This is a genomic window from Paenibacillus sp. J2TS4, from assembly GCF_018403245.1.
Taxonomy (GTDB): domain Bacteria; phylum Bacillota; class Bacilli; order Paenibacillales; family NBRC-103111; genus Paenibacillus_L.
This window is the reverse complement of sequence record NZ_BOSH01000053.1, coordinates 1-281: the sequence shown is the minus strand read 5'-3', so window position 1 is coordinate 281 and position 281 is coordinate 1. Positions and strand designations below refer to the sequence as shown.

At 51.6% G+C, this 281-nt stretch carries 1 rRNA gene; it reads right to left on the bottom strand.

The annotated features are described in order from the left end of the window. Positions 1-41: 41 nt before the first annotated feature. Positions 42-281 (bottom strand): 16S ribosomal RNA (locus KJS69_RS29410); the annotation flags it as partial.

Sequence of the window (281 nt, the reverse complement as noted above, 5' to 3'; positions counted from 1 at the left end):
TCAAAACTGAAAACGAGTGAATGTGAAGCTGATTTCCTTAGAAAGGAGGTGATCCAGCCGCACCTTCCGATACGGCTACCTTGTTACGACTTCACCCCAATTATCTACCCCACCTTCGGCGGCTGGCTCCTAGTTGCAAACAAGTTTGCAACCGGGTTACCTCACCGACTTCAGGTGTTGTAAACTTTCGTGGTGTGACGGGCGGTGTGTACAAGACCCGGGAACGTATTCACCGCGGCATGCTGATCCGCGATTACTAGCAATTCCGACTTCATGCAGGC